Below are 26,913 nucleotides of genomic sequence, written 5' to 3' on the forward strand. Positions count from 1 at the left end.
GGCGCGCGCCGATCGCCTGACAGTCGGGCCCGGCCCGGCCAAAGCGGAACGAAGAGCCCCGCGCGATCACCGCAAGCCAGCGCAGGATCTCATGCGGCAGGGCCTCGGCCAGGATGGCGTGGTCATGCGACTAGCCGGAAGGGCGGAACGGCAGCGCCGCCAGCGAGGGGCCCCGTCGCGGCGGCGACCTGCGCAAGCGGACGGCGGGCACCAGCCGGAAACCCCGGCCGTGAACGGTGCGGACGATGTCCTGCCGCTCGCCATCGTCCCCGAGCGCAGCCCATGCGGCGCGGATGCGGCTGGCGGCGCCGGCGTCGGACACGGCCCTCAGAGGACATCCACCATTCGCCCTTGCCGACCAGCCGCCCGCCAGCCCGCAAAAGCCCGCGCAGCACCAGGAACCCCTGTGGCTCCAGCCGAACCGCTCCGCCGCAACTCGAATTTCTGGTCATCCCGCTCGAAGTCGCCGAAGATGTGGATCATGCGCAAGCCTATCGCAAAGCGAAGACACCTGCACGACTTCTTCATGGTTCGATCAAGCATTCCGATCGCCGTTGGACCATGATCGCTTCATCTTTAGCCAAGGGAATCGGATCATGACGACGCAAGGCACAAGGACGACCGCCGGTCGCGGGCGGCTCTATGACAGCATCCTGGACACGGTGGGCGACACGCCGGTGATCCGCGTCAACAACCTGGCGCCCGACGGGGTGGATCTCTACGTCAAGGCAGAGTTCTTCAACCCCGCCGCCTCGGTCAAGGACCGGCTGGCGCTGAACATCATCGAGGCGGCGGAACGCTCGGGCGCGTTGAAGCCGGGGCAGACCGTGGTCGAGGCGACCAGCGGCAACACCGGCATCGGGCTGGCCATGGTCTGCGCGCAAAAGGGCTATCCGCTGGTCGTCACCATGGCGGAAAGCTTCTCGGTCGAGCGGCGGCGGCTGATGCGGCTGCTGGGGGCAAAGGTGGTGCTGACGCCCCGCGCCGAAAAGGGCACGGGGATGTACAACAAGGCCGTGGAACTGGCGCAGGAACACGGCTGGTTCCTCGCCCGCCAGTTCGAGACCGCGGCCAATGCCGACATCCACGAGGCGACCACGGCACGCGAGATCCTGGGCGATTTCACCGGGCGCAGGCTCGACTGCGTGGTGACGGGCTATGGCACGGGCGGCACCGTGACCGGCCTGGCCCGCGTCCTGCGCAAGGAGCGCCCCCAGACCAGGATCGTGCTGGCCGAGCCGGCCAATGCCGCCCTGGTCTCCAGCGGCATCGCGCAGCAACGGGGCGCGGCGGACGCGCCGGCGGCCAGCCATCCGGCCTTCGAGCCGCATCCGATCCAGGGCTGGACCCCGGACTTCATCCCCTTCGTGCTGCAGGAGGCGCTGGACAAGGGCGGCTATGACGAGCTTGTCACCGTGCCCGGCGCGGATGGCATCGCCTGGGCGAAAAAGCTGGCCGCGCGCGAGGGGATCCTGACCGGCATCTCGGGCGGCGCGACCTTTGCCGCCGCCATGGGCATCGCCGAGAAAGCCGTGCCCGGCACGGTGATCCTTGCCATGCTGCCCGACACAGGCGAGCGCTACCTGTCCACCCCGCTGTTCCAGGACATCCCCGAGGACATGGACGACGAGGAACGCGCGCTTTCCGAATCCACCCCCGGCTACCGGATGGGATGAGCGCCAGGGCCGCGCGCCCGGAGACGCTGGACCCGGAGGACTGGGGCACGCTCGCCTGCATCGCCCATGCCGCGGCGGGACGCCATCGCCCGCACGGCAGCCCTGCGCGACCGCCCCGTCCGGCACCCCATGCCCCAGGCGGTGCGAAGGCCCTGCACCACGCGGCTTTCGCGCATTGAAGATATGGATGATGCTCAAGGAACAAGGCGCGCGGATTTCGGGCGCAACATCGACCAGCTCCACCGCCTTGCCGCGAGGATCGACGCCCAGCCGCGGTGCGCTGCCTGTCGCCCGTCACGCTGGACATCCTCTGCTTCCGCCACGATCCGGGCGGGCTGGACGCAAAGGGCGCTGGCGGCGCTGAACGCCGAGATCATGATGCGGCTGCAAGAACAGGGGGCGCCGCCTTCTCGGATACCTGGGTGCATGGCGAACGCGGGCCGCAGGCCGCCTTGTGCCATCACCGGACCACGGACGCGGATCTGGACCTGGCGATGGCGCGGCTCTGCGCCTGGGCAAGGCGCTGGCGTGATGCCGGAACGCCCGAGGGCGGGAAACAGCCGCCGGCCGATGACCGCAGCCCGGTCGCGTCGGATTGCAGCCTTCCCGAAGCGGTCAGCCGCAAGCTGCCCCTTGTCGGCCTGATGCGAGAGCCCGCCTTGGCAACTTGTAGGCATGGCCGCCTGCGCCTTCACGCCGTCGCCCGGCAGCCGGCGCAGAGCCCGGTTCCCGGCGATGTCATTCCTTCCCTTCGATGCCGTCCAGGAACCGCAGCACCTCGGGGCCCAGCCCTTCGACGATCCGCGCCACGCCCTCGGCATTCGGATGCAGCCCGTCGGGTTGCAGATAGGCGCCCAAGCCCGCGGGATCGCCCGTGCCTTCAAGCAGCGGCGCAAGGAAGCTGCCCGCCAGCGGCACGTCATGCGCCTGGGCCAGGTCCGGGTAGATCGCGTCGAAGGCCCGGCGGTATTCGGGGCCGTAATTGCCCGGCGCCTCCATCCCCACCAGCAGCACGGGCACGTCCTGCGCGGCCGCCTCGGCCAGGATCGCGTCCAGGTTGGCGCGGCTGACCTCGGGCAGGATGCCGCGCAGAAGATCGTTGCCGCCCAGCGCCACGATCATCGCATCCGCCCCATCGGCCAGCGCCCAGCCGACCCGCGCCCGCCCGCCCGCGGTGGTGTCGCCCGAGACCCCGGCGTTCAGCACCGTCACCTCGCGCCCTTCGGCCCGCAGCCAGCCCTCCAGCTGCGGCACGAAGCCCTGGTCCGGCGGCAGGCCGTAGCCCTGCGTCAAACTGTCGCCCAGCGCCACCAGCCGCAGCGGCCCTGCCGCCGCCGGCAGCGCCAGCAGCGCCAAACCGATGAAGACCACGGACATCATCGCCATCATGCGGTTGCGGAAATCCCGCCCGGCCCCATATCCCGAGGCAGGACGGTCAGGTGAAGGACGGGTGATGACGGAGCCGGTGGTTTCGCTGCGCGAAGCGCGGCTGACGTTGATGGGAAACGCCGGTCCGGTGGAAATCCTGAAAGGCATCACCCTCGACGTGGCGCAGGGCGAGACCTTGGGGCTGGTGGGTCCGTCTGGTTCGGGCAAGTCCTCTCTCCTCATGCTCATGGGCGGGCTCGAACGGGCCACGGGGGGCAGCGTCCGCGCGCTGGGTCGCGATCTGACGGCGCTGGACGAAGATGCGCTTGCCCGGTTCCGCAGGGGGAATATGGGCGTGGTCTTCCAGTCCTTCCACCTCATCCCGACGATGACGGCGCTGGAAAACGTCGCCGTGCCGCTGGAGCTGATGGGCGCGAGGGACGCTTTCGAACGCGCGGCCGCCGAACTGGCGGCCGTGGGGCTGGAGAAACGCGCCGGGCATTATCCCGCGCAGCTGTCGGGGGGCGAGCAGCAGCGCGTGGCCTTGGCCCGCGCCGCGGTGACGCGCCCCGCGATCCTGCTGGCCGACGAGCCGACCGGAAACCTGGACGGAAGGAACGGCCGGGCGATCATGGACCTGCTGTTCGGGTTGCGCGACCGGCACGGCGCGACGCTGATCCTCGTCACCCATGCGCCCGAACTCGCGGCGCGCTGCGACCGGGTGGTGCATCTGGCCGACGGCCGGATCGAGGATGAGGCGGCCGGGCAGAGGGCGGCGGAATGACGGCCCGGTCCCCTTGCCGCCCGGCGCGGGTGCCGGGCCGAAGCGCCCCCTGCCCCGCGGTCCGGCCATGAGCGCCCGCACGGCCCTGCGCCTTGCCCGGCGCGAGCTGCGCGGCGGGTTGCGCGGCTTCCGCATCTTCCTGGCCTGCCTGGTCCTTGGCGTCGCGGCCATCGCTGCGGTGGGCATCGTGCGCGCCTCGATCCAGGCGGGGCTGGCCGACCAGGGCGCGATCCTGCTGGGCGGCGATGCGCAGATGCAGTTCACCTATCGCCATGCCACCGAGGCCGAGCGCGCCTTCATGGATCGCGTCGCGCTGCGCACCTCCGAGGTGATCGACTTTCGCTCGATGGCCGTGGTGGGCGAAGGCGACGCGGCCGAGCATGGCCTGACCCAGGTGAAGGCCGTGGACGGCGCCTATCCGCTGGTCGGCACGGTCGATCTGGACCCGCCGATGCCGCTCGATCAGGCGCTGGCGGACAAGGACGGCCTGCCGGGCGCGGTGATGGACCGGGTGCTGGTCGACCGGCTGGGCCTTGGCATCGGCGACAGGTTCCGGCTGGGCCTGCAATCCTTTCGCCTGGCGGCGGTGCTGGTGGGCGAACCCGACAGCGCCTCGGGCGGCTTCGGCCTTGGCCCGCGCACGCTGGTCGCCAGCCCGGCGCTGGCGGATTCGGGGCTGATCGGGCCGGGCACGCTGTTCGACACGCAATACCGCCTGCTCCTGCCGCCTGGGACGGACCTTGACGCCCTGCGGCAAGAGGCGATGGCCGCCTTTCCCGACACCGGCCTGCGCTGGCGCGACAGCCGCCGCGCCGCGCCGGGGATCGAACGCTTCGTGGACCGGATCGGGGCTTTCCTGGTGATCGTCGGGCTGGCCGGCCTGGCGGTGGGCGGGGTCGGCGTCTCGGCGGCGGTGCGCGCCTATCTGGCCGGCAAGACGGCCACCATCGCTACGTTGCGCACTCTGGGCGCCGACCAAAGGGTGGTGTTCCTGACCTATCTGTTCCAGATCGCGGCGCTGACCGCCCTGGGGGTCGGGGCTGGGCTGATCCTTGGCGCGGCCATTCCCCTGGCGCTCGCGCCGATGATCGGGCGGCTGCTGCCGGTGCCGGCGGTCTTTGCGCCCTGGCCCGCGCCGCTGGCCGAGGCGGCGTTCTACGGCATCGCCACCGCGCTGCTCTTCACGCTCTGGCCGCTGGCGCGCACCGCCCGCATCCGGGCGGCGGCGCTTTACCGCGAGGCGGCGGGCGCGGCGCCCGGCTGGCCCCGACCGGTGTGGTGGGCGGTGTCCGCGGCGCTGTCGGCCGTGCTGATCGGCGGTGCGGCGCTGTTTTCCGGAGTGCCGCAACTGGCGCTGGGGGCGGCCTTCGGCATCGTGGCGGCGCTGGGGGTGCTGGTCCTGTCGGCCGTGCTGGTGCGCCGCGCGGCGCGGTTCCTGGCGCGCAGGCCCGCCCTGCGCGGGCGGCCGACATTACGGCTGGCGCTGTCGGCCATCGGCGGGCCGGGACAGGAAACCACCTCGGTCATCCTCTCGCTGGGCCTGGGCCTCGCGGTGCTGGCCAGCGTGGGACAGATCGAGGCCAACCTTCGCGCCGCCATCGACCGCGACCTGCCGGCCCGCGCGCCGGCCTATTTCTTCCTCGACATCCAGAACGACCAGATGGCGGCGTTCAGCGCCCGGCTGGACGCGGACCCCGGCGTGGAGCGGGTGGAAAGCGCGCCGATGCTGCGCGGCATCCTGACCCGCATCAACGGCCGACCCGCCGCCGAGGTCGCGGGCGACCACTGGGTGCTGCGCGGGGATCGCGGCGTCACCTATTCCGAAGCCCCGCCCGAAGGCACCACGGTGACTGCCGGCACCTGGTGGCCCCAGGGCTACGATGGCCCGCCACAGGTCTCGTTCGGGGCCGAGGAGGCCGCGGAACTGGGGCTGACGCTGGGCGACCGGATCACGGTGAACATCCTGGGCCGCGACATCGAGGCCCGGATCACCAGCTTCCGCGCGGTCGATTTCTCGACCGGCGGCCTCGGCTTCGTCATGTCGATGAGCCCGAACGCGCTGAGCGGCGCGCCCCATACCCATATCGCCACGGTCTATGCCGGGACCGAGGCCGAGGGCCGCATCCTGCGCGATCTGGCGCGCGCCTTTCCGAACGTGACCGCGATCCGGGTTCGCGATGCGGCGGACCGGGTGGCCGAGGCGCTCGGCGCCATCGCCTCGGCTGCCGCCTGGGCGGCGGGGGCGACGCTCGTGACCGGGTTCATGGTGCTGATCGGCGCCGCCGCGGCGGGCGAGCGGGCGCGGCTCTTCGAGGCGGCGGTCCTGCGCACGCTGGGGGCGACGCGGGGCCGCATCCTTGCGTCCTTCGCGCTGCGCTCGGCGCTGATGGGGGCCGCGGCAGGCCTCGTCGCGATCCTTGCCGGCGGGGTCGCTGGCTGGGCAGTGATCACCTTCGTGATGGAGACGCGCTACGTGTTCGAGCCGGTCTCGGCGGTGGCGATCGTCCTGGGCGGCGTGGTTGCGGTCATGCTGGCCGGCATCGGTTTTGCGCTGCGCCCGCTGTCCGCGCGCCCGGCGCGCGTGCTGCGGGCGCAGGACGGCTAGGGGGCGAGCCGCCCCGGCTTCGTACCATCGGCACCGCGCCTATGTCTATCGGGCCCTCGCACTGGCAGGATCGCCGTCGGCGAATACCGGAAAGGCCAGGCCCCTTGCAGCCCTTCAGCCTTTCCCGAGCAATCGGTGCCTGCTGCTCCGCGCTTTCGTGAAGGAGGTTTGCCCAGGCGGAGCGGCTGGCCATAGGTCTGGGTGTTTCGATCCACGCCTCCGCGAAGGAGGCGACCGGCCTGCATGGTGCAGGCCTGAATCCCCAAGGAGTTTCGATCCACGCCTCCGTGTGTGGAACCGCAAAGATAATCCGGCGATGCCCATGGCCTGCGGCATGGTCCAGCGCAAAGCCCAGCGAGGCCAGCGTCTTGCCGCCGCCGGTGGGCACGGTCAGGGTGAACAGTCCCGGCGCCATGGCCGCGCCGCGCCGGACATGGGCCAGGATATCGGCGCGCAGGCGGTTGATCCGGCCATCGCGGTCGAATTGCGCCATATGCGTGTCTAAGGCGCGTCTCCAGTCCGGCAACAGATCGGCCAGGGCCGGCCAGGTGCGGTCGGGCTGCCTGCCCTCGAGCCCGGCATAGAAGGACTCGGTATCGCGGAAAACGCCATGCGCGCGGCGACCGACAGATCGAAACCGCAGGAGGCCGGCCGCATCTAGCGCCGCCAGTTCCCTGGCGAAGGGACCGAAATCCGAACCGGCCGCCGCCGAGATTTCCGGCGCAACAGGATCGCGGAAAGCGTCGAGCCGGCGCTCCATGCTGCTGTCCGCGCCATAGCGGTCGGGCAGGCCCGCATGTTGGCCCAGGATGGCATGGCCGATCACCTCGGCGCAGGGGCGCAGGCCGGCGGGTGACTGGGCGTAAAGCAGGGCGGCGCCGGCCGTCGAATGTTCCCCCCGGACATTCTGACCGTCGAGAAGGCGGCCGAAGGCAGGGTCATACTTGCCGAAGTCATGAAAAAGACCCGCCACATGCGCTGCGGCCTGCAACCCCAGGGGCGCGCCGCGCGTCGCAGCCAGCGCAGCCGTGTTCCGAAGCTGATCGGCCGGCAATTGCCAGTCGGCGCGATCCTTGTGGCTACCCGTATGCGCGCAATAGTTTGCCATCGCTGTTCCCGCCCGGCCCCGCTGACTGGTTCACAGACCGACTCGTCAGCATCAGCCAGCATTCCGCGGAGCGGCCGTAACCCGCAAGCCACGGATCCGATTGGCAAACTCCTGCTCCAGATGGCGTCTGCCGGCAGCACCGCTTCGACGGATTGAACGGGCTTTTCCCGCCGCGGGAAATGGGTCGCGGCCGGGGGTCCCGATCAGGTGGCGATGCGCACGGGGACGGATTTCGCGGCGGGCGTTCCGGTGATGTGGTCGTGGTAGTCGAGCGGCATGAGCGGGTTCAACTCCGGGTAATATCCCGCGACCGAGCCGCTCGGCATCGGATAGGCGACGACCGTCAGCCCCGCGACCCGCCGGGGCCGGCCGTCGCGGCTGATCGTCTCCAGCGCCACCGCCTGGCCGTCGGCAAGCCCGCGCGCGGCGATGTCGCCCGCATTCATGAACAGCACCATGCGGTCGCCGTGGATGCCCCGGTAACGGTCGTTGTAGCTGTAGATCGTGGTGTTGAACTGGTCGTGCGAGCGGATCGTGGACAGCCGCAGCATCTGCGGGTCGTCCACCGGGTCGTTGACCTCCAACCCCGGCAGCGGCAGGAAATTCGCCTTGCCGTTCGGCGTGGCCCAGACGCGCCGGCGCGGCGGCACATCAAGGTGAAAGCCGTGCGGCGCCTTGATGCGGCTGTTGAAATCGGCATAGATCGCCGGATAGACATCCGCGATCCGGTCGCGGATCGCGCTGTAATCGTGGATGTATTCGCCCCATGGCGTGCGGCTGCCGGGCAGGGTGGCCAGGGCCATGCGGCAGACGATCTCGACCTCGGGCAGGCAGTGGGGGCCGGGCGGCTCCAGCACCCCGCGCGAAGCGGTGACGTTGGCCATGGCATCCTCGATGGTCACGAACTGCTCGCCCCTGGCGGTGCGGATGATCTCGGAACGCGCCACCACGGGCAGGATCAGCGCGTCCCGGCCATGGACCAGGTGGCCCCGGTTCAGCTTGGTCGCGATGCCGACCGTCAGGTCCAGCTTGCGCATCGCCGCATAGGTCCGCTGGGTGTCGGGCATGGCACGGGCGAAATTCCCGCCCATGCCGATGAAGACCTTGGCCTCGCCGCGCAGCATGGCCTCGACCGACTCGACGGCGTGATGGCCGTGTTCGCGCGGCGGCTCGAAGCCGAAGACGGCGGCAAGCCGGTCCAGGTAGTCCTGCGACGGCTTTTCGTCGATGCCGACGGTGCGGTCGCCCTGCACGTTGGAATGGCCCCGGATCGGCGCGATCCCGGCCCCCGGCTTGCCGAAGTTGCCGCGCAACAGCAGCAGGTTCGCGACCTGCTGCACCAACCGCGATCCCTGCTGGTGCTGCGTCACCCCCATGCCATAGCAGATCATCGTCGCCTTCGAGCGGATATAGATCTCGGCCAGCCGCCGGATCTGCGCCTGGTCGATGCCCGAATGGCGCTCCAGCGCGGCCCAGTCCAGCGCCTCGATCTCGGCCCGGACCTTGTCCAGCCCCGCGGTATGGGCGTTGACGAAGGGCCAGTCGATGACGTCCTCGCCCGCCGCGTCGCGTTCGAAGATCACCTTCATCATCCCCTTCAGGATCGCCAGGTCGCCGCCGATCTTCACATGCACGAATTCGCTGGAGATCCTGGTCGAGCCGAAGGTCGCCATCTGGACCACGTCCTGCGGCTCGGCAAAGCGGATCAGGGCGCGTTCGGGCATGGGGTTGATGGTGACGATGGGCACGCCGCGTTTGCGGGCCTCGACCAGGTTGGTCATCATGCGCGGGCTGTTGGTGCCGGTGTTCTGGCCGATGATGAAGATCGCCTCGGCATGTTCGAAATCGGCCATGACCACGGTGCCCTTGCCGATCCCGATGGCGGGCTGCAGGCCGCGGCTGGTCGGCTCGTGGCACATGTTCGAGCAATCGGGGAAATTGTTGGTGCCGAACTCGCGCACGAAGACCGCATAAAGAAAGGCCGCCTCGTTCGGCGTCCGGCCCGAGGTGTAGAACTCGGCCCGGTGCGGGCTGTCGAGGCCGCGCAGGTGCCGCCCGATCAGCGCGAAGGCATCGTCCCAGCCGACCGGGACGTAATGGTCGGTCGCGGGGTCATAGCGCATCGGCTCGGTCAGCCGGCCCTGCATCTCCAGCCAGTAATCCGACCGCTCCATCAACTCGCTGACGCCGTGGCGGGCGAAGAAGTCGCGGGTGACGCGGGATTTCGTCGCCTCATGCGCCAGCGCCTTGGCGCCGTTTTCGCAAAACTCCAGCTTCTTGCGGCAATCGGCATCGGGAAAGGCGCAGCTGGGGCATTTGAACCCGCCGGGCTGGTTCATCGACAGCAGCGCGCGCGAGCCCTTGGTCAGCACGCTCTGCTCCATCAGCACCCTGGCCGTCGCCGCCGCCGCGCCCCAGCCTCCGGCGGGATGGTGATAGGCCTTGTAGACGGGTTTGCGGTCGGGCATCGGCGCGGTTCTCCTGTCGGGCCGTGCAGGCCCCTGCCCCCGATGGCAACAGACAGGCGCCGCGATTTCAACGGACAGCCTGTCGGCCCGTCCTGGACAATCTGTCCGTTGATCTTGCCCCCGCCCCCTGCATCCGATGCTTGCCAAGCAAGGCGGGCCGGTGCCACTGTCCCGCCGAGGGAGAGGATGATGGGAACCCAGAACGACCCCCGCCAGGAAGCGCATGCCGCCCAGGGCGACGCGCTGGCGCAGGCCACGATCCTGGTGGTCGAGGACGAGCCGGGGATGCGCAATTTCCTGGAACGCATCCTGTCGTCGAAATGCCGCGCCATCCGGCTGGCCGCGAACACGGCCGAAGCCACGGCCCTGGTCGCCCAGACCGATTTCGACCTGGTGATCCTCGACAACCTGATGGAGGGCCAGCGCGGGGTCGACTGGCTGCGGGAACAGCGGCCGCTGGGCTTTTTCCCGCCCGCGATCCTGATGACCGCCCATGCCGACCTGGACACGGCCATCCAGGCGCTGCAGGCCGGGGCCTCGGATTTCCTGCTAAAGCCGTTTCGCACCAACCAGCTGCTGAACACCATCGCCCGCTGCCTGGAAGGCGAAAGGCTGCGGCGCGAGAACCTGATCCTGCAGCAGGAATTGCGCAACAATATCGACCTGGGCCGCCTGCGCAGCGAGTTGATCGGCAGCTCGCCCGCCATCGAGCGCGTGCGCCAGGTCATCGCCCGCGTGGCGCCGACCCCGTCCTCGGTGCTGATCACCGGCGCCTCGGGCACGGGCAAGGAGGTCGCGGCGCGGATGATCCACGCCCTGTCCGACCGGGCGCGGATGCCCTTCGTTGCGGTGAACTGCGCCGCCATCCCCCGCGACATGCTGGAAGACGAGCTTTTCGGCCATGTGCGCGGTGCCTTTCCCGCCGCCGACCGGAACCGCGAGGGGCTGTTCAGCTCGGCCCGCGGCGGGACGCTGTTTCTGGACGAGATCGCGGAACTGCCGGTCGCCTTGCAGGCCAAGCTGTTGCGCGCGATCGACGATCGCCGGATCCGGCCGCTGGGGTCCGAGCGCGAGACGGCGGTGGACCTGCGCCTGATCTTTGCCGCGAATGCCGACCTGGACCGCACCGTGGCCGAGGGGCGGCTGCGCGCGGACCTGCTTTACCGCATCAACGTGCTGCATATCCACATGCCGACCCTGGCCGAACGCGGCGGCGACATGTTCGACCTGGCGGAACTGTTCATGGACACCCTGTCCCGGACGCTGGCAGCGCCCAAGGTGCCGATCACCCCCGAGGTGCGCGCCGGCATGGCGACCTATGACTGGCCGGGCAATGTCCGCGAATTGCGCAACGCCGTCGAGCGCGCGCTGATCCTGGGCCGCTTCACGCCGCTGGTCGCATCGCTGGGCAGGCGCGACGGCCAGACGCTGGCCGAGATCGAGCGGCGGGCGATCCTGGGCACGGTGGCCGCCTTCGACGGCGACCGCGAGGCGGCGGCGGCGCAGCTGGGCATTTCGCGCAAGACCATCGACCGCAGGCTGGCGGACTGGAATGGCTGAGCCGGCGCGTCCGCTCAGCCGCTCGGTGCGTCACAAGCTTCTGGCCATCGCCCTGCTGCCGGTGCTGGTGATCCTGCCGGTCTTTCTGGGGGCGACCATGCATCAATGGTCACTCAAGCTCGACCGGCTGCTGCTGGTCAAGGTCAACAGCGACCTGACCGTGGCGCAGCAATACCTGGGCCGCATCCTGGAAACCACCGGCGAGCGGATCGAGATGCTGGCCCGCTCCGAAGAATTCGCGCGCACGGCCGATCCGGCCGCGCTGCTGGACAGCCATCGCCACAGGCTGGGGCTGGATTACCTGTATCTGGCCCGCCCGGATGGCCGCGTGGTGGCGTCCAGCCCGCAAGGCATCCGCCCCGCACCCCCGCGCGACGCCGCATCCGCGCGAAACACGCTGGAGGTTTTCGACCGGAACCAGCTGCGCGCCCTTTCCCCGGCGCTGGCCGCGCGCGCCGAAATGGAACGGCCCGGCAATCCGGCGGCAGGCCGGGCCCCGGTCGAGACGCGGGGCATGGTGGCACAATCGCTCGTCCTGGCCAGGCTGCCCGGCAGCGAGGCCGAGGCGGTCCTGGTCGGGGGGATCCTGCTGAACCGCAACCTGTCGGTGATCGACAGCATCAACGCCCTGATCTATCGCCCCGAAAGCCTGCCCGAGGGCAGCCACGGCACCACCTCGCTGTTCCTGGGCGACATGCGCATCGCCACCAACGTCACGGTCCCCGGCGGCGTCCGGGCGCTGGGAACCCGCGCCTCGGCCGCGGTGCGCGAGCGGGTGATCGGCCAGGGGCAGGTCTGGCTGGACCGGGCGCAGGTGCTGGACGACTGGTATGTCTCGGCCTATGCCCCGCTGGCCGACGGCGCGGGCCGCACCATCGGCATGATCTATGTCGGCATCCTGGAACGCCCCTTCGCCGAAGCCCGGCGCCGCACGGTGGGCTGGGTGCTGGTCGGCTTCCTGTGCGTGGCGCTGGTGACGGTGCCGCTGTTCTTGCGATGGGCGCGCGGCATCTTTCGCCCGCTGGAGCGTATCGGCGCCACCTTCGAGCGGGTGCGGTCGGGCGACCTGGCCGCCCGCACCGGCATCAGCCGCGGCGACGACGAGATCGCCGAACTGGCCCTGGCCCTGGACGGGGTGCTGGCGCAATTGCAGGACCACGACTGGCAGATGCGGGCCTGGAACGACGAGCTGAACCGGCGCGTGGACGAGCGCACGACGGCGCTGCGGCGGGCCGCGCAACAGCTCGAGACCGCGACATACCAGCTGGTCCAATCCGAAAAGCTGGCCGCCCTTGGCGAAATCTCGGCCGGGATCGCGCATGAGGTGAACAACCCGCTGGCGGTGATCCAGGGCAACCTGGACGTGCTGCGCGAGGTGCTGGGCAAGGCCGCCGCCCCGGCCGAGACCGAATTGCGGCTGATCGACGAGCAGGTGCAGCGCATCTCGCGGATCGTCGCGCAATTGCTGGACTTCGCCCGGACGGACCAGACCGCGGAAGAGCATCCCCTTTCCGATCCGGGCCGGGCCGTGGCCGATTGCGTGCCGCTGGTGGCGCATATGCTTGCCCGGTCCTCGGTCTCGCTGCGCCGGGACATCCGCTCGGATCGGCCGGTCCGCATCAGCCGCATCGCCCTGCAGCAGGTGCTGGTCAACCTGATCGTCAACGCGGTCCATGCCATGCCGCGGGGCGGCGAGATCCGCATCCTGGTGCAGGACCAGGACCGCGACGGCGCGGCAGGGGTGATGCTGCAGGTCTCGGACCAGGGCGAGGGCATCCCGCCCGAAGTGCTGAAGCGCCTGTTCGAGCCCTTCGTCACCAGCCGCGGGCGCAGCGGCGGCACCGGGCTGGGCCTGTCGATCTGCCGCAGGCTGGTCGAGCGGCAAGGCGGCAGCATCGCCGCCAGCAGCGATGCGGGTGGCAGCACCTTCCGCATCTGGCTGCCCGCCGCGTGATCCCGCCGCCCGGCCTTGCGGGCCATGGGCGGCGGGCGCAGCCATCAGCCGAACAGGGCCGCGGTCTTCATGATCGTCGTCCACACCCCCCAGGCCAGCGGGATGCCGACCGCCGCCCAGGCCAGCATCGCCGGCAGGTCGAACCGGCCCCGGTCGATCCCGAACGATCCGCTCTGGACCTGGCCGGCGGTTGCCTCGCCGGCCTGCAGGGCCGCGACCTCTTCGGGCTTCATGAACCACTTCTCGTCCAGCGGCCGCACCAGCGCGTTGCAGACCAGCCCGACGGCCAGGAACCCGGCAAGGATATACATCGTGTAGTCGTAGGCCTGCGCCCGCGGCACGCCCGCCGCGATCTGCGCCTCGCGCAGGTAGTTCACGACGACCGGGCCGACGATCCCCGCCGTCGCCCAGGCGGTCAGCAGCCGGCCGTGGATCGCGCCCACGAATTGCGTGCCGAAGACATCCGCCAGATAGGCCGGCACGGTCGAGAACCCGCCGCCATACATCGAGATGATGACGCAGATCATCGCCACGAACAGCACCTGGTTGCCCGAGTGCGCGGCACTTGGCGCCAGCAGGTAAAGCACGATCCCCAGGCCGAAGAAGATGAAATAGGTGGTCTTGCGCCCCAGCCGGTCCGAGGCCGAGGCCCAGCACAGCCGCCCGGCGATGTTGAACAGCGACAAGAGCCCCGCGAAACCCGCGGCGATGGCCGCGATGGCCGCTTTCTGGCCGGCGTCCAGCTGGGTAAAGCCCAGGTCCGGCCGGCCGACCAGCGATCCGGCGAAGATTTCCTGCAGCATGGGCGAGGCCATGCCGATCACCCCGATCCCGGCCGAGACGTTCAGGCACAGCACCAGCCAGATCAGCCAGAACTGCCGGGTCTTGTGCGCGTCCCTCAGGTGGACGTGATGCCGGGTGATCATCCCCGCCTTCCGGGCCGAGACCTTGGGCTGCCAGCCTTCGGGCTTCCAGCCGGCGGGCGGCACCCGATAGCCGAAGGCGCCGGCCAGCATGAAGACGAAATAGACCGCCGCCATGACGAAGAAGGTCTGCCACACGCCGACGCCGGTCACGGATTGGAAATGGTTCATCAGCCGGTCCGCCAGCGGCGCCCCGATCATCGCGCCGCCGCCAAAGCCCATGATCGCCATGCCGGTCGCCAGGCCGCGCCGGTCGGGAAACCACTTGATCAGCGTCGAGACCGGCGAGATATAGCCCAGGCCCAGGCCGATGCCGCCGATCAGGCCCGAGCCGAGCCACATCAGCCACAGTTGATGCGTCATCACCCCGAAGCCCGAAACGACCATGCCGCCCGACCAGCACAGGGCCGCGACGACGCCCGCCCTGCGCGGGCCGGCGGTTTCCAGCCAGCCGCCCCAGATCGCGGCCGAGGAACCCAGCAGCACGAAGAACAGCGTATAGATCCAGCCCAGATCGGCGACGCGCCAGTCGCAGCTGGTCGTGAACAGGGCCGAAACCAGGCCCATCCCTTCGCAGACGACCGGGTCGCTGATGCCGATGGCGCGCGACAGCGGCAGCCAGAACACCGAAAAGCCATAGGCCATGCCGATGCACAGGTGGATCGCCAGCGCGGCGGGCGGCACCAGCCAGCGGTTGAAGCCCGGCCGCGCTATCGTGCGCTCGCGGGACAACAAGGGTGCCCGGAATCCTGGAAAATCTTCTATGGCCGTCATCATTCCCCTCCCTGAAACGAATATGCGCGCGCGACCCGTCGGAACCGGCCGCCGCCTGCCCTTTTTCTTGCGAGCATGGACGCTTATCCCCCCGTCCCGCTCCCCTCGGGTTTTGGCACAAGGTGCGGAATGCATAGGGTTGATTTCAATGGACAATCTGTCCAGCCGCCAGGACAGGTTGTCCGGCGCGCCCCGGCCCAGGCCGGAAACCGTCAGGAAATCAGGCCGTTTTCGCCCGGCACGGAAGGGTCAATGCAGGTCCGGGCGACCCGGCAGTCAGAGCGAAACGATGCTTCCCAGCAATGCCCCGATCCCGGCATTGCCGATATTGTTATGCGCATCCGTTCCGCCCGGAACCGCCACTACCACCTTGTCGGCCAGATAGTTGTTCACCCTGCCCGCGACGGGCCGATGGCCGGACGAGGGGGGAAAGCCGCCATGGCGCAGGGCATCCACATGCTGCGCGCCATTGGCCCCCATCGCGCCATAGCGGTCGTTGGCGTCCCCGATCGCCATCGTCCCATCGCCCGCCAGGCGCGAGGCAAGTGCATAGTAGAAGGTGCAGGCCCGGTCGTTATGCGTATGGGTGATCGCGATCGGACCGCGGACCCGCTGTTCGGCCAGCACATCGGCAAAATATCCCGGCCCCGCCGGCGAACTGGCCGCCAGCCCGTTATGCGAGAAGGCGGCTTGCAGCAGGGTCAGGCTTTGCGGGCGCAGCGATTTCATCTGGGACGCGCAGGCCGTGACCAGCCTGCCGCCGAAACTGTGGCCCGCCAAGTGAAGCCGGGTATTCGCCAGGAAGGGCTGGGGGTCCAGGTAGCCGCCCAGCATGCGGCCGACCTTTCCCGCACGGCGCTTCATCGGGTAATAGGTGAACTGGTTCGCCAGCCGCGCGATGCTGGCCAGGGGGCCGCGGACGACCTGCCCGGCGCCCTCCCCGCCGGCCGCGCCACCGTCTTCGCCATCCCGCGGCACGAAGGGTTTCGCGCTGATCTGGAACAGCAGCTCGGGGTTGCTGTTGGCCCGGCGGGCGATCAGCTCCGCCTCGTCCGAAAGCTCGGCATCGTCCCCGGCGGCCAAGGCCTGCATCCGCCTGGCCAGTTCCGCGGCCAGGGCGGCTTTCGTCTCGGCGCTGGGATCGCTGGCCGCGGCGCGGGCCAAGCTGCGCAGCCTGGCGTTCTCCTTGCCGGGCAAGGACTGGCGCAGGATGCGTTCAAAGGTCCGGGGGTCGAGGTCGGACGGCCCCCCCGCCAAGGGCGCGGCCAGCGCCCCGCCTGCGGTCTCGCGCCCGGCCCGGTCGTCGAAATCCGTGGGAAAGGCGACCGAAGGCCAGGCGATGCCGGCCAGCACGAAGCGGCGCGAGGACGGGATATGCGGCCGGGCATTGCGCCAGATCGCCTGGTAAAGCCGCGCCGCCTGTGCCTGGGTGTTCTTCCAGCCGTGGGAAAGGACCAGCACATCGGTCGCCTGCACCCTCTGCATGGCCTCGTGCAGCGCGTGCAGGGGCTTGGGGTTGTCGCCCAGGCGGCCCTCGCTGTCGAAGCTCAGCCAGACCAGGGGGGTTCCGTCGATATCGGGCATGGTTCGCTCCTGCGGTCAGATGGATTGCAGCGCACGCATCAGGTCGGCCAGCCCGGCGCCCTGGAAGCTGGGAACGCGGCCCAGGTCGGTCGCGCTGTCCATGAGGATCTGCTTGACGCGCTCGGGCTGGCCGATGAACTCGCGCCGCACGGAAAGCAGCGCCGCGACAAGGCCCGAGACATGGGGCGCGGCCATGCTTGTGCCCGAGCGCTCCTTGAAGCTGGCGATGCGGTCCTTGTCGCCCGGATGGCACGAAACGATCCGCTCGCCCGGCGCCAGAAGATCCGGCTTCATCCGGCCATCGACGGTCGGCCCCTTGGCGGAAAAGAACGAGACCCCGTATTCATGCGGCCGGTCGCGATGGGTCGAGCCGACGGTGATGGCCAGCTCGGCATTGCCGGGATCGGCGATGGTCGAGGCGTTGGCGCTGGAATGCAGCCTGCTGTTCTGGTCGTCGACATAGCCGAAGCCCGCATTTCCCGCCGCGACCACCACCACCACGCCCGAGCGCACCAGCCGGTTGACCTCCTTGCAGATCGAGCTTTGCCCCGCTGCGAACCAGGTCGGGTCGAAGCTGTAGCCAAGGCTCAGGTTCAATCCGTGGATGCGCAGGTTGCGACCGTATTCGTTCAGCCGCTGCACATAGCCGATGGCGGCGATGACATTGCTGATGCCGCTGTCGTCGCGGGCGCGCGACAGCACCTTGAGGCTGATCAGCCGGGTTCGCGGCGCCACGCCCAGGATCACCTCGGGCGGCCGGGCAAGCGAGCTTTCCTCGACCCTGATGCCGTCGGGGCGGGTGTCGATGCTGATGTCCATGCCGTCGATCAGCGGCTTGCCCTCGGGCGTCTGCATCCTGACGTTGGTTTCGCCGGCGATGATGCCGGCGACATGGGTGCCATGCCCGTCCTGGTCGCACAGCGCCGCCTTGGCCGCGGCGCTGTCGCTTTCATGCGTCCGGGTGAAGTCGTAGTGGTTCAGGCCCGCCGGCGGCTCCAGCGTGTCGTAGGGCCGGAAATGCGGATGCGTGCCGTCGATGCCGGTATCGGCAACCGCCCAGACGATATCCTCGCCCTGCGCGCCGAAGGCGACCCGCGCGGCATCGCATTTGATGGTCTTGTAGGATTTATAGACGCTCGCCTGGAAAGGCTGGTCCAGCCACAGCTTGTAGATCGGCCCGTCCCGCTCTTCCTGGCAGTTCTGCGCGATGCGCCGGATGGTGCCGCGCGACAGCCGCCCGAAAAGATAGCCTTCGGTAAAGGACGAGGTAACAAGGTTGAGTTCGTCAGACGCGTTGAAGCCGATCTTTTTCCACGGACCCTGAATCTCGGCCAAGGCCAGGATTTCGGCAACGAATCCCAGCTTTCGTTCGTTCGCGACATCGGCCTTTTCCCGATAGCTCGCGACGAGCGCCGCCCGAGCCATGCGCGCGCCACCTGGGAAATTATTGTTCATCTCGATCATGACGGAAAATGCGTCCCTGGCCGAGCCGGGCGGTTTTCCTTGCGTCATTGCCTCGTAGAGATCCCGCGACACGCAGCTATGAAGCAGGATGCTGTTCGGATCCATATTGCCGGGGGTCTCTTCAGCGGTCATGAAGTCCACCTCATGCAGCCTTTGCAGCATATTGAGATTACCGGGGTTTTTCGAAGCGCGCAACGAGAATGGGGGCAATCCGCAAAAGCAAGGCGCCCGTTTTCGCGCGGTGAAATTGGGGACGCCGCTGAAATCCCCTTCCTTTGAATCAGCCTATGACGTGCCTATTCGGACCGAAATGCATTGCCTGGAAGGCCGGTCAATCGCCCGCGCGGCAAACTGGCGGGCAATGGCAGGCATTTTGTTTGCGACGCCCCGGTTGCCGCATCGGCGCCGTCAATAAAAGCGCAGGCGGCCGTCGTCCCCCTGTTCCCTGTGAACCGGGATGCCATAGAGGCGGGACAGGTTCCCGGCCGTCATCGTCTCTGCGACCGTCCCCGAGGCGAGCAGGCCCGAACGGTTCAGGAGCAGCGCCCGGTCGGCGATGGCGGCGGCGTGGTCGGGATCGTGGCTGGACAGGATGATCCCGGTTCCCGCATCCGCGAGGCGACGGATCGCATGGCCGACCTGCCGGCGGTTGGCGAAATCCAGGCTGGCGGTGGGCTCGTCCATCACCATTGCCGCCGCCTCCTGCGCCAGCGCCCGCGCGATCAGCACCAGCTGGCGCTGGCCGCCCGAAAGCCGGGTGACTTCGGCCCCGGCCAGGTCGGCGATGCCAAGCCTGTCCAGCGCCGCCATCGCCCGTTCCGCCTCGGCCCGGCCCGGACGGGCAAAGGGACCAAGCCGGGCCGCCGCCCCCATCAGCACGATGTCGAGGGCGGTAAAGGCAAAGGGCGTCGCCAGCGCCTGCGGCACATGGGCCAGCCGGGCGGCGACCTGGAGCCGCGACAGGCGGGACAGCGGCTCGCCGCCCAGCGCGATCCGGCCATGGACGGGCGGGATCAGCCCCAGCAGGGTCCGAAACAGCGTGGTCTTGCCGGCGCCGTTCGGTCCCAGCAGGCAAAGCACGCTTCCCCGATCCAGGCTCAGATCGATGCCCCGGATCAGCACCTTGCCGCCATGGCCGATGGCAAGGCCCGTGGCGGTCAGCAGCGGGGTCATTCGCTCCATGCCTTCGCCCCCCGCGCCAGCAGCCAGACGAAAAGCGGCGCGCCGAGGACCGCGGTCAGGATGCCCAGCGGCACCTCGACCGTGGCGATGCTGCGCGCGCTGGTATCGACCAGCACCATGAAGCCCGCGCCGATCAGGACGGCCGCCGGCAGCAGCCGGTCGAAGCGGGGGCCGGTCAGCAACCGCGCCATATGCGGCACCATCAGCCCGATCCAGCCGATCACCCCCGCCAGCGCCACCGCCGCGGCCGTCATCAGCGTGGCGCAGGCGATGACCAGCAGCCGCAGGCGGGTGGCGTCGATGCCCATCGACCGCGCCTCGTCGTCGCCCATGGCCAAAAGCCCGATCCGCCAGCGCAGCGCCAGCAGCGGCGCAAGCCCGACCAGCAGCGCAGGCAGCGCCGCCGCGATGTCCGGGCGCTTGACCCCGGCCAGGCTGCCCATCAGCCAGAAGGTGATGGCGGGCAATTGCTGCTCGGGGTCGGCCAGCAGCTTGACCAGCGAGATCCCGGCCCCCGCCAGCGCGCCGATGGCGATGCCGCACAGCACCATGACCAGCACCTGTCCCGCACCGCGCAGCACCATGGTCAGGCCCAGGACCATCGCCACGGTGGCAAGCCCGGTGCCGAAGCCCAGCATCTGGATGGCCATGACCGGCCAGCCCAGCAGGATGCCCAGCACGGCGCCGAACCCCGCCCCGGCCGACACGCCCAGGATGTCCGGCGAGACCAGCGGATTGCGGAAGGTGGTCTGGTAGGCCGCCCCCGCCGCCGCCAGAGCCGCGCCGACCATGGCCGCCGCCAGCACCCGCGGCAGGCGGATGTTCCACAGCACCGTCACCGCCTGCGGGTCCGAGCGGTCCCCCGACAGGACAGCCACCAGCTGCTGCGGCGCGATCGCATAGGGGCCGACCGCGGCGCCGATCGCCAGCGTGGCGATCAGCCCCAAAGCGAGCCAGCCGTTCAGCCGCCGCTCAGTCACCCAGCAAGGCCGCCAGCGCGGCATCGTCCGGGCGCCGGCCATAGAACAGCGCGTAGAACTCGGCGATCTTGGCGTGCAGGTCGCCGGTCGCGGCCTGGGGATAAAGCTTGTGCGAAAGCCAGATCAGCCCGGCCAGGCGATTGACCGAAGGCGGCGCGTCGATAAAGCCGAAGGGGACCGCGGGCGCCAGATGGACGCGCCCGTTCGCCACCGCGGGAATGCCCCGCCATTCCGGCATCTGCGCCACCTTGGCGGCGAAATCCCGGTCGATGGTGACGATCACGTCCGGCGCCCAGGCCTGCACCTGCTCGGGCGAGACGGTGGCAAGCCCGTCGCCTTCCGTCTCGACGACATTCCTTGCGCCCACGCGCTCGATGATCTCGGCATTGATCGAGCCGCGGCCGGCGGTCTCCACCCCTTCCGGCCCGCGCGCAAGATAAACCCTGGGCCGCGTGGTCTGCGGCACCTCGGCCAGAAGCGCGTCCAGATCCGCCAGCGTGGTTTCGGCATATGCCGCCAGGGCCTCGCCGCGCGCGGGGACGCCGAGCAGGTCGGCCATCTGCCGGATCGACCGCGGCATCTGCGCAAAGCTGCCGTCGATCAGCACATAGGGCACGCCCGCCTGTTCCTGGACCCGGCCGGCCAGATCGACATAGGTCGCGTTCACCGTGCCGTAATCCACGATCAGGTCGGGCCCCGCCGCAAGCAGCACCTCGAGGTTCAGCGTGTCGCCCCGGCCGGTCAGCCGCCCCAGTTCGGGCAGGTCCGCAACCTCGGGCCGCAGCCAGGCCAGATCGGCCGGCTTGGGCGCGCGGACCCAGCCGATCATCGCCTGGGGCTTCAGCGTATAAAGCAGCGTGGCCGCAGGGGGGCCGGCGGCAAAGACCCTGGCGGGATCGACCGGAACCCGGACCTGCCGTCCGCCGGCATCGGTCACGGTCTTGCCCTCCTGGGCAAGGGCGGGGCCGGCCGCGACCAGGATCGAAAGCACGCCGGCCAGGGCGCGGCGGGTCAGCCGCATCATGCCATCGCTCCGAACGCGGCCTTGATGTCAAGAAGCGGCGTGCCGTCCAGGCAATCCAGCCCGCGCACGATCAGCACCGGCCCCTCGACCGCCAGCAGCCGCACCACCGACGAGGCGATCGGGTTGGGACGCACCGGCGAGCGCAGGGCAAAGGTGCCGGTCGCGCGCTCGCCGAACTTCGGGTTCTGCAGGACCAGGTCGCGCCGCGCCCGGTCCATCCAGTAAAGGATCTGCAGGCTGGCATGCGCCTCGATCCCGGTCAGTCCCGGAACCCAGGGCTCGAACAGCTCGATCCGGCAGTCCGGCCCGTCGGCGGCATCGCCGCGATGCGGGCAGTCGCCGCGTCGGGTCCAGGGCGTGTGGATGCGGCCGATGAACCAAAGCTGCGCGTCGAAGCCCTGCGGCGGGACGACGGCCTGCTCATGCGGTCGCAGGTCGTCGGTGCCGACCTCATTCATCCACGCCCACCATCACGTCGGACGCCTTGATGACGGCCGAGGCGCGGCTGCCGACCGCCAGGCCAAGCTCCTTCACCGCGTCATTGGTGATCGAGGCTGTCACCACGCTGCCGCCCAGGTCGATGCGGACATGGCTGGTGACGGCGCCGGTGACGATCTCGACCACCGTGCCGGGCAGGACGTTTCTTGCGCTGAGCTTCATCTGGAAATCTCCCTTTCCATCGACTGGGTTTATGCGACCCGGCGCAGGCAGGCCGCCTGCAGCCAGGCCAGAACCTGATCCTCGTCGGCCGGCAGCGGTTCGGTCGCGCCGCCGGCAAAGGCCAGGAATGCCTCGCGCCATTGCGGCGACACGCCGACCAGCACCGGAAGCCCGCGCGCGCAGGCCTCGCCGATGGCACCGACCAGGCCGCGGCCCACGGCCTCTTGCTTGCCGAACTTGTTCACCACCAGCCCCTGCGCACCGGGCAGGCGGTCATGGACGGCCATCACCGCCGCCTCCAGCGCATCGGGGTCCAGCCGGCAGCCGGTCATGCCGGGGGCGAGGTCGAAACTGACATTCCGCCGCTCGCCGTCGGGCAGCAGGGCCAGGACGATATTGCATTTCTCGGGCGGGGCGTCGGGGTCCACCGGCTGCACGGTTCCCGCCAGCGCGATTCCCAGGGCGGCGGCCCTTTGCGCGACCGCGCTCAGCACGGCATCCGTCCTTCGTTCCTCGTCGGAACAGACATAGCGGATTTCCATTCGCGCCTCCCATCATCTCCGCGCCGTTATAGATACTGAAACATATCGGAGGGCGCTGGCAAGGCCCTGCCGCTTCAAACCGCCACCGCCCGGAAAGAAAGACTTCCGCGCCAATGCCCTATGTTCATCCGTCGCGATTTCATTATGTTTGCTCAAGCATAACGATTCTCTCCGCTGGTGGAGAGCTGTTCGGGAGGGACATGGATGCGGGTCACGACAAGGGCGGGATTGCTTTGCGCCACCATTCTGGGCTGGGCGGCCGCGCCGGCATCGGCGCAGGTGGCCGAGCCGTCGCAGGTCTTCGTGCTGGGCACGATCACCCTGACGGCGGAGGACGACGAAGGCCGGGGCGGCACCACGACCACCGTGACCGCCAAGGATGTCCTGCGCAGCAATCGCACCTCGCTGGACGATGCGTTGCGGGTCGCGCCGGGGGTGCAGGTCGGCAATACCGGCGGCAGCCGGAACGAGCGGCTGGTCTATGTCCGCGGCTTCGACCGCTTCCAGGTGCCGCTGTCGATCGACGGCATCCGCGTCTACCTGCCCGCCGACAACCGGCTGGACTATGGCCGTTTCCTGACCCCGGACCTGGCCGAGATCCAGCTGCAAAAGGGCCATGTCTCGGTCCTGAACGGGCCGGGGGGCATGGGCGGGGCGATCAACCTTGTCACCCGCCAGCCCTCCGCGCCCTTCGAGGGCGAGGCGCGCCTGGGCATCGAGGCCGGCAACCGGGGCGACATCGCCGCCCGCAGCGGCTTTCTGTCGCTGGGCACGCGGCAGGCGGATTTCTGGCTGCAAGGCAGCTACATGCGGCGCGACAGCGACGGCTTCTACCTGTCGCGCGACTTCGTGCCGCGGCCGCAGCAGGGCGCGGGCCTGCGCGAATATGCCGATACCGACGACAGCCGCCTGAACCTCAAGGCCGGCTGGACGCCGAACGCGACCGATGAATATGTCCTCAGCTATACCCGGCAGACCGGGGCGAAGCGCGCGCCCTACAACATCGACCTGCCGATGCGGGGCCGGCCGGACACCGGTTCTGGCGGATACCAGCGGGACTGGACATGGCCGGAATGGGACATCGACAGCCTTGCCTTTTATTCGCATACCGAACTGGCCGGCGGCTATCTGAAGACCCGCGCCTATTACAACCGCTTCGACAACCTGCTGTCGTCCTGGGACGATTCCACGCAGACCACGCAGGAAACCCTGGCGCCGCGCATTTTCGACAGCCGCTACAAGGACGCGGCCTGGGGGCTGAGCGCCGAAGCCGGAACCGAGTTCGGCCCGGATCACGAGGTCAAGGCGGCGCTGCATTACCGCCGCGACCGGCACGATTCCATCCAGTCCGTCGCCCCCGGCACCGGCCGGGAACCCGACCTGCCGGAACGGTCCGAGGAAGAGACGATCTCGGTCGCGCTCGAACATGGCTGGCAGTATTCGCAGGCCCTGAGGCTCGTCTCGGGCATCAGCTACGACAAGGCAAGGATGCTGCGGGCCGACAACAACGACACCAGCAGCTTCCCCGGCCCGGCCGTGCCCGGCAGCTATCCCACCGGCTCGACCGATGCGGTGAACTGGCAACTGGCGGCGATCTACAGCCACGACAGCGGCGAATATCACGCCAGCCTGTCCTCCCGCACCCGCTTTCCGACGCGGTTCGACCGCTACAGCACCCGCTTTGGCACGGCCCTGCCGAACCCCGCCCTGGAATCGGAACGCGCCACCAATATCGAGATCGGCTATGGCGGCCAGATCGGCCCGGCGACGGTCCAGACGGCGCTGTTCTACAGCAAGGTCAAGGACATGATCCAATCGATGCCGACCGACCAATGGGATGATGAGCGCGACCGGCCCATCGTGCAAAGCCAGAACGTCGGCGACGGCACCTACAAGGGTTTCGAGATCGCGGCGAACTGGCAGGTCAGCGACCGGCTGGGGCTGGTCGCGAACTACACCTGGCTGCATCGCGGCATCACCGACCCGGTCCGCGCCGACTACCGCCCGACCGACACGCCACGCCACAACGCCTATCTGCGGCTCGACTGGCGGGCGATGGACGCCCTGACCATCTCGCCCTCGGTCGAGCTTTCCAGCTCCCGCCTGTCGGAAAGCGCGATCCAGCCCTCGGATCCGGGACAGATCGCCTATACCCGCATGAGCGGCTTTGCGTTGGCCAACCTGGATGCGGAATGGCAGGCGAGCGAACAGGCGAGCGTCGTCTTCGGCATCCGCAACCTTTTCGACCGGGACTATCAGCTGGTCGAGGGCTTCCCCGAGCCGGGGCGCAGCTTCTTCCTGACCACCCGCATGACCTTCTGAAACGCAAGGAAGGGGGCTCGGGCTGGCGGGGGCCCGAGCCCCCGCCCGGCGTTCAGCGCAAGTGCTTGCCCTTGGTTTCCGGGGCCCAGAGGATCGACAGGACCAGCCCCAGCAAGGGGAAGGCGGCCATCATGATCACGGTCGCGGAAAAGCCGAACCTTTGCAGCAGGTAGGGCAGAAGATAGGTCACGCCCGCTGCCGATATGCGCGAGAAGGCAGCCGAAAACCCGACCCCCGTCGCCCGCACATGGGTGTCAAAGATCTCGGGCGGATAGACGAACTGGATGTTGTTCGCGGCCGGGGCGACGAACATGTAGATCGCGAACAGCGCGACGATGAACCAGGTCGGCGCCTGCGGGAACAGGCCCAGCGCCAGGAAGGTCAGCAGCACGATCACGAAGGTCCAGATCACGAAGCCGCGCCGGCTCATCCAGTGCAGCATGAAGACGCCGACCACGGCCCCGGCGATCTGGATGGCGTTCAGCGACATGTCCACCGCGGTCGCGTCCTGCAGGCCCAGCGATTCCAGCACCGGCATCATGAAGGTGAAGATGCCGAAGAACGGGCCGACCTGGCAGAACCAGAACAAGCCGGAATAAAGCGTCTGCCGCCAGGTCTCGGCCGTGAAAAGCTCGCGCGGCGAGGCGTGCCGCGGGTTCGGGTCGACGTCGGGGATGGCATATTCCGCGCCGAAATGCCGGTCGACGATCGCCTGCGCCTCGGCATCGCGGCCCTGCCCCTTCAGCCACATGGGCGTCTCGGGCAGGGTTATCCGCAAGGCGAAGGTGATCAGCGCCGGGATCACGCTCGAGGCCAGCAGCATCCGCCAGTTGTCGCCGTCATAGAACGAGCCGACGATGAAGGCGACGGTAAAGCCCACCTGCCAGCCGATCGAGAAGCAGCCCAGCAGCACGCCCCTGCCCTTGCGGCGCGAGAATTCCGCCAGCACCGACGAGCCCACGGCATATTCGACGCCGATCGCCAGCCCCAGCGCCAGCCGGATCGCGACCAGCTGCCAGACATCCTGCACGAAGAGTTGCAGCAGCGACAGCACGATAAAGGCCGCCAGGTTCCAGCCGAAGACCGGACGGCGGCCGAAACGATCCGCCAGATTGCCGAAGAACAGCCCGCCGATGAACACCCCGATCAGCGCGCTGGACGCGATCAGGCCCTGGCTGATCGCCGAAAGCTGCATTTCCTGCCTGGCGATGGACAGCGCCGGCCCCACGATGCCCAGGACGTAGCCGTCCAGCACCGCGCCGCCCAGGACGGCCGCGGCCGCCACGACATGAATGGTCTTGAGCGGCGCCTCGTCGATCGGCAGCCGTCCCGAGGCGTCGCGCATCGCGGGTCCGCCGGGTAAAATGGATATGGCCATAGAATACCTTCCTGGGCTCAGAACTGGGCGTTCCGCTGAAGGCTGGCGGAAGCGGCCCGATACGCATCGCGGTTTTCATGGCCCTTCCACCGACGTGGCTCCTCCGCAGGCCCATGAAGTCGCTGGTCGTGAAGCCCCGGAAAACCCCTGGGCCGCGCCAGCCTGTCTTGGGCCGCGGATGCCGGGACGCGGCCTGCATCCTCCCCCCAACATTCGACCTGGGCGCTTTTTCCGACCAGGCAACCGGAACCCGCGCCACCGGAGGCTCCGGCGGACGAAAGCAGGGTCCGGCATGTGAATTCAATTGGCCGGGGCTGATGACCGTTCATCTCCGCCAAGGCACCCCGCGACCCGGACAGGCGGTTTATTCCCCGATAGCCTCATTGGGGCAAACGAGAATATCCTCTCGGGAAGCATTAGAATTTCTAACGCAATTCTCTTGCCCTGGGCCGATGGTCCGCTTTGCGCATCGCGAGGAGGCCGGGCTGCCTCCGACCTCCTTATGGACCCGTGGGCCGCCTTGCCTACCGATGCGCCTGGGCGCGATCCCAGTCCTC

Annotated in this window: 19 protein-coding genes; 6 read left to right on the plus strand and 13 right to left on the minus strand. The window is 69.1% G+C overall.

The genetic code is table 11. The features are described from left to right. The first annotated feature begins 596 nt into the window (after window positions 1-596). Window positions 597-1,676: a PLP-dependent cysteine synthase family protein gene (locus FE811_RS13885; protein WP_116221807.1), complete on the plus strand. Its 1,080-nt coding sequence runs from the start codon at window positions 597-599 to the stop codon at window positions 1,674-1,676. 738 nt (window positions 1,677-2,414) lie between these two features. On the opposite strand, the gene FE811_RS13890 is transcribed toward FE811_RS13885, so the two are convergent. Further along, window positions 2,415-3,056 (minus strand): arylesterase, encoded by a 642-nt coding sequence (locus tag FE811_RS13890; protein ID WP_114537724.1) that lies wholly within the window; start codon window positions 3,054-3,056, stop codon window positions 2,415-2,417. Window positions 3,057-3,129: 73 nt separating this feature from the next. Between FE811_RS13890 and FE811_RS13895 the strand changes: the two genes are divergently transcribed. Both FE811_RS13895 and FE811_RS13900 read left to right on the plus strand, forming a co-directional pair. Continuing rightward, a complete protein-coding gene (locus tag FE811_RS13895; RefSeq protein WP_072463026.1) occupies window positions 3,130-3,828 on the plus strand; it encodes an ABC transporter ATP-binding protein in 699 nt (232 codons plus the stop codon). Between the two features lie 67 nt (window positions 3,829-3,895). Then, on the plus strand, window positions 3,896-6,433 hold the full coding sequence (locus FE811_RS13900) for an ABC transporter permease (protein ID WP_116221806.1): 2,538 nt from the start codon (window positions 3,896-3,898) through the stop codon (window positions 6,431-6,433). Here the strand turns inward: FE811_RS13900 and FE811_RS13905 are convergent. Together FE811_RS13905 and FE811_RS13910 are read right to left on the minus strand one after the other, a co-directional pair. Then, window positions 6,354-7,541 (minus strand): CRISPR-associated endonuclease Cas3'', encoded by a 1,188-nt coding sequence (locus FE811_RS13905; protein WP_116221805.1) that lies wholly within the window; start codon window positions 7,539-7,541, stop codon window positions 6,354-6,356. The two genes, FE811_RS13900 and FE811_RS13905, sit on opposite strands and share 80 nt — an antisense overlap. A 203-nt stretch (window positions 7,542-7,744) precedes the next feature. Then, window positions 7,745-10,009: an FdhF/YdeP family oxidoreductase gene (locus FE811_RS13910; protein ID WP_116221804.1), complete on the minus strand. Its 2,265-nt coding sequence runs from the start codon at window positions 10,007-10,009 to the stop codon at window positions 7,745-7,747. Window positions 10,010-10,198: 189 nt separating this feature from the next. On the opposite strand from FE811_RS13910, the gene FE811_RS13915 reads away from it, so the two are divergent. Both FE811_RS13915 and FE811_RS13920 read left to right on the plus strand, forming a co-directional pair. Then, on the plus strand, window positions 10,199-11,569 hold the full coding sequence (locus tag FE811_RS13915) for a sigma-54 dependent transcriptional regulator (protein ID WP_116222411.1): 1,371 nt from the start codon (window positions 10,199-10,201) through the stop codon (window positions 11,567-11,569). Further along, the gene (locus FE811_RS13920) at window positions 11,562-13,523 is read left to right on the plus strand and encodes an ATP-binding protein (protein ID WP_116221803.1); all 1,962 of its coding nucleotides are present in this window, start codon (window positions 11,562-11,564) and stop codon (window positions 13,521-13,523) included. Before FE811_RS13915 ends, FE811_RS13920 begins: the two co-directional genes overlap by 8 nt. A gap of 44 nt (window positions 13,524-13,567) precedes the next feature. Here FE811_RS13920 and FE811_RS13925 read toward each other — a convergent pair whose 3' ends face one another. The 9 genes from FE811_RS13925 to FE811_RS13965 all read right to left on the minus strand — a co-directional run bounded on the left by FE811_RS13925 (window position 13,568) and on the right by FE811_RS13965 (window position 22,656). Beyond that, the gene (locus FE811_RS13925; protein WP_244295148.1) at window positions 13,568-15,178 is read right to left on the minus strand and encodes an OFA family MFS transporter; all 1,611 of its coding nucleotides are present in this window, start codon (window positions 15,176-15,178) and stop codon (window positions 13,568-13,570) included. Window positions 15,179-15,496: 318 nt separating this feature from the next. Next, window positions 15,497-16,804: a hypothetical protein gene (locus FE811_RS13930; RefSeq protein WP_116221802.1), complete on the minus strand. Its 1,308-nt coding sequence runs from the start codon at window positions 16,802-16,804 to the stop codon at window positions 15,497-15,499. A gap of 15 nt (window positions 16,805-16,819) precedes the next feature. Beyond that, window positions 16,820-18,400, minus strand: a complete 1,581-nt coding sequence (locus FE811_RS13935) for a S8 family peptidase (RefSeq protein WP_208861597.1) — start codon at window positions 18,398-18,400, stop codon at window positions 16,820-16,822. A 276-nt stretch (window positions 18,401-18,676) separates the two neighbouring features. Continuing rightward, window positions 18,677-19,441 (minus strand): ABC transporter ATP-binding protein, encoded by a 765-nt coding sequence (locus tag FE811_RS13940; protein ID WP_244295146.1) that lies wholly within the window; start codon window positions 19,439-19,441, stop codon window positions 18,677-18,679. Next, window positions 19,438-20,454 carry an iron ABC transporter permease gene (locus FE811_RS13945; protein ID WP_116222408.1) on the minus strand — a complete coding sequence of 339 codons (1,017 nt, stop codon included), beginning with the start codon at window positions 20,452-20,454 and terminating at the stop codon, window positions 19,438-19,440. Before FE811_RS13945 ends, FE811_RS13940 begins: the two co-directional genes overlap by 4 nt. Next, window positions 20,423-21,454, minus strand: a complete 1,032-nt coding sequence (locus FE811_RS13950; RefSeq protein WP_116221801.1) for an iron ABC transporter substrate-binding protein — start codon at window positions 21,452-21,454, stop codon at window positions 20,423-20,425. Before FE811_RS13950 ends, FE811_RS13945 begins: the two co-directional genes overlap by 32 nt. Then, the gene (gene tsaA, locus FE811_RS13955) at window positions 21,451-21,912 is read right to left on the minus strand and encodes a tRNA (N6-threonylcarbamoyladenosine(37)-N6)-methyltransferase TrmO (RefSeq protein WP_116221800.1); all 462 of its coding nucleotides are present in this window, start codon (window positions 21,910-21,912) and stop codon (window positions 21,451-21,453) included. The genes FE811_RS13950 and tsaA overlap by 4 nt, the downstream gene beginning before the upstream one ends. Then, complete coding sequence (locus FE811_RS13960) at window positions 21,905-22,114, minus strand: molybdopterin-binding protein (RefSeq protein WP_072463037.1); 210 nt, start codon at window positions 22,112-22,114, stop codon at window positions 21,905-21,907. Before FE811_RS13960 ends, tsaA begins: the two co-directional genes overlap by 8 nt. 29 nt (window positions 22,115-22,143) lie before the next feature. Further along, on the minus strand, window positions 22,144-22,656 hold the full coding sequence (locus tag FE811_RS13965; RefSeq protein WP_116221799.1) for a DUF2478 domain-containing protein: 513 nt from the start codon (window positions 22,654-22,656) through the stop codon (window positions 22,144-22,146). Between the two features lie 204 nt (window positions 22,657-22,860). Here FE811_RS13965 and FE811_RS13970 point away from each other — a divergent pair, with 204 nt between their 5' ends. After that, window positions 22,861-24,978, plus strand: coding sequence for a TonB-dependent siderophore receptor (locus FE811_RS13970; protein ID WP_116221798.1), 2,118 nt, complete (start codon window positions 22,861-22,863; stop codon window positions 24,976-24,978). Window positions 24,979-25,030: 52 nt separating this feature from the next. Here FE811_RS13970 and FE811_RS13975 read toward each other — a convergent pair whose 3' ends face one another. Further along, on the minus strand, window positions 25,031-26,323 hold the full coding sequence (locus FE811_RS13975) for an MFS transporter (RefSeq protein ID WP_255469737.1): 1,293 nt from the start codon (window positions 26,321-26,323) through the stop codon (window positions 25,031-25,033). Between the last annotated feature and the right edge of the window lie 590 nt (window positions 26,324-26,913).

The sequence above is a fragment of the Paracoccus sp. FO-3 genome (assembly GCF_006386455.1).
In the GTDB taxonomy this organism is placed as follows: domain Bacteria; phylum Pseudomonadota; class Alphaproteobacteria; order Rhodobacterales; family Rhodobacteraceae; genus Paracoccus; species Paracoccus versutus.